This is a genomic window from Dietzia sp. DQ11-44 (genome assembly GCF_014145205.1).
In the GTDB taxonomy this organism is placed as follows: domain Bacteria; phylum Actinomycetota; class Actinomycetes; order Mycobacteriales; family Mycobacteriaceae; genus Dietzia; species Dietzia natronolimnaea.
In genome coordinates this window covers 1-2,344 of sequence record NZ_JAALEC010000725.1, presented here as the reverse complement: position 1 = coordinate 2,344, position 2,344 = coordinate 1, and the positions used below count along the sequence as shown (strand labels likewise).

Annotated in this window: 4 protein-coding genes; all 4 read left to right on the top strand. The window is 67.6% G+C overall.

The annotated features are described in order from the left end of the window. The first annotated feature begins 217 nt into the window (after positions 1-217). Complete coding sequence (locus tag G6018_RS16395; protein WP_182640198.1) at positions 218-403, top strand: hypothetical protein; 186 nt, start codon at positions 218-220, stop codon at positions 401-403. A gap of 358 nt (positions 404-761) precedes the next feature. Further along, on the top strand, positions 762-1,010 hold the full coding sequence (locus G6018_RS16390) for a hypothetical protein (protein WP_152129165.1): 249 nt from the start codon (positions 762-764) through the stop codon (positions 1,008-1,010). 90 nt (positions 1,011-1,100) lie between these two features. Beyond that, the gene (locus G6018_RS16385; protein ID WP_182640197.1) at positions 1,101-1,724 is read left to right on the top strand and encodes a hypothetical protein; all 624 of its coding nucleotides are present in this window, start codon (positions 1,101-1,103) and stop codon (positions 1,722-1,724) included. A 137-nt stretch (positions 1,725-1,861) separates the two neighbouring features. After that, a complete protein-coding gene (locus tag G6018_RS16380) occupies positions 1,862-2,158 on the top strand; it encodes a hypothetical protein (protein ID WP_182640196.1) in 297 nt (98 codons plus the stop codon). Positions 2,159-2,344 lie beyond the last annotated feature (186 nt).

Genomic DNA, 2,344 nt, shown 5'->3' with positions numbered 1-2,344 from the left:
GCGGCACAAGCGGCACAAGCGGCACATGCTCGGTACCCAGTAGTGTCGACCCATGATCGTCCGCGGCACCATTACGCACCTGCACGCCACCCCGCTCACGACTAAGCGGGGGTCAACCACCCTCACTGCTGTCCGCGTGATTGACGATCATTCCCGCGCGCAACATGGTGGGCAGCCCGGGTCCAGGCCCTCCCCCACCCGGTACGAAATCCAGTTCGTGGACAGCAAGCTGTTCCAGTGGTCCGCTGTGATCCCGTCCGACTTCTCAAATGGCGATGAGATCCTGGCCTACGCCGAGGATGAGATCCGTGTCCGAACTGCTGACGACGGGGCCACAACGCTCATCGTCCACGGGATTGACCTCGGCCACTCCACACAGTCAGCGGCGCGGCGACGAGGCTGAGGCGGGGCCCCTTTCCCTGCCCCTGCCAGTCTTGGTGCTCCGCTGCCGGGGTCAAGGTCGGCACCCTGCGGGTGCGCCGGCTCCGCCAATAAGCCCCGGACGCGGTCGCTGCGCTCCCTTATTTCGCCCGGACCTTCTTGGCTCCACCGCCGTTCCCTCTCTTGACCCCGTCCGCTCCACACCAATCGGGCCGGTATCAGGGAAAGGGGGACCTATGCGGGAAGCCCATCGGCGCACGTCAGATGCCGAAAAATACGTGGACAAAGTGCCGAAAGACCTTTACCACTAGTGCCACTAGTGCTAGACTGGAGCCATACCGAGAGGGCAGGAAGCCCCCGGAAACCCAAGGAGGAACACCATGACCGCAGAGTCCGGCACCGTGCTCGACGCCTTCACGCTCGAGACCGAGGACCGCCTCATCCAGGCCGAGATCCGCCTCATGCACGCCGACGACGGCACCGAGATGCTGTGGCACTACGAGAACGGACGCCTGGCCTTCGCCCACCCGGCCCGCCGCTGCGCCATGTGCAACGAAATCATCACCGCAGCGTCCGCCGGAGGCTGCTGCATCGCCTGCGTCGACGGCCTCGTCATCGGCTCCGACTGAATCCCGCTACCGGCCCACCCCACGGCGGGCCGGTAGATCGGACCCACCCCGAGAGGGCAAACCGCCCCCGGAAACCCAAGGAGGAACACCATGAGCACAGACACCGACTTCACGGTGCGAGCACTGCCCAGCATCGAGCCCGCCAGCACCGCCAATCCCACGCATCCGAGCGCCGCGAACGGGCTGCTCGAACCCGCACGGGAGCAGATCACCGCCGCCTACGACGAGCTGTCCCGCCTTCACGTCGACGCCCACACGGCCCGCGAGTGGCTCACCCAAATGGTCGCCACCATCGGCGCACAGCGCACGGAAGCCGAAACCGTGCCGCCCCGCACGAACCGCCCCGACATCGCGGAGGGCGACGGATTCGACCCCACCCGCCAGGAGTGGGCGGCGATTCACCAGATGCTCACCGTCGCACTCGCCGTCGTCAACGGCCGCCGTGGACGACTGCGCGACCTGTTCGACCGCCACTTCGCCACCGCCGCAGGCTTGGCCGGTATCAACGCCGCGGCCGACTGCGTCGCCGCCGCACAGACCAACACCACCGTGACCATCCGTCGCCAGCACGCCCAGGCGGTCCGCGAGCCCCGCCGCACCACCTTCTACGTCCCGGCAATCATCACCTGGGGGACCCGGTACCGCGCCCTGGCCGCCACGATCGTCCGTGACCACCACGGCCGCTACCGCTTCACCGGATTCACCATCCTGTGACCGACACCGACACGGGAGGCTCGCCCAGAAGGGCGAGCCTCCCGCTACATTTCACACCCCCCGCGCAATCCACAGCAGAGGCCGCACACGTTCTCCGCGGGCCTTCGGCCCGCAGCGGACGTGGCACCCTCACGAGCATGACCGAACCGATCAGCGGCACGTTCGACGACGTCACCCGCAAGGCTCTCAGCCACGCCCGAGCGGGCGACCACCGAGCACGCCCTGCCGAAATCAACGGGCACCGCGCCATCCTCACCCCGCACATGGACACCGACGGAAATCTCGACGCCGACGACCTCGCCGCCCAGGTCTACGCGCTGGCGCACGGAATGTTCTCCGACGACGGCCATTACACCGGCGGCTACTTCACCGCCGAAGGGATCGGGCACTACTCGCCCGCACCCGCCGACCTGGACGAACCGACGAGCCAGTAAGAGCAGGAAAAGAACCATCTGCCCGACCGGGGTGATGGTTCTAGCCCCAGCTCCCGCGTGCAACGCCCTTTGGCGCCTGCCGAACGCCAGCCCCAACGCGGTCACAGCACCCACGAGCCCGCTGGGGCGAACCGGTGGGAGGCCCTCTTTCCCTGCCACGCCGATCATTGGCGCTCCACTCCCGGC